Genomic DNA, 435 nt, shown 5'->3' on the forward strand with positions numbered 1-435 from the left:
ACCCGTGCCAGCCGCACCCGGAGGGTATGGGGCTGGCCCGGGCGGTCGAGGCGGCGCTGCGCCGGGGCGGGCTGCCACCGGACGCGGTCGGCTACGTCAACGCCAACGCCACCGGTACCCCGTTCAGCGACGCCTCCGAGGCGGCGGCGCTGGCCCGCGTCTTCGGTGCGGACGCCGGGCGGCTGCCGGTCAGCTCCACCAAGTCGGTGCACGGGCACGCGCTGGAGGCGTCCGGGCTGCTGGAACTGCTGGTCACCGTGCTGGCCCTGCGGCACGGCAAGCTGCCGGTCACCGCCGGGTGGCTCGGCGCCGACCCGCAGTGCCCGCTGGACGTCATCCGTGACGCACCCCGCCCCGCGCGCACCGGACACGCGCTGACCCTCAACGCCGCCTTCGGCGGCGCCAACACGGCCCTCCTGGTGAGCACCTCATGAC

Annotated in this window: 1 pseudogene; it reads left to right on the forward strand. The window is 76.1% G+C overall.

Annotated features, from left to right (window positions below):
* A pseudogene (locus EAD96_RS01700) lies at positions 1-434 on the forward strand (beta-ketoacyl-[acyl-carrier-protein] synthase family protein); the annotation flags it as partial.
* Between the last annotated feature and the right edge of the window lies 1 nt (position 435).

It is taken from the genome of Micromonospora sp. BL1, from assembly GCF_003667485.1.
In the GTDB taxonomy this organism is placed as follows: Bacteria; Actinomycetota; Actinomycetes; order Mycobacteriales; family Micromonosporaceae; genus Micromonospora; species Micromonospora tulbaghiae.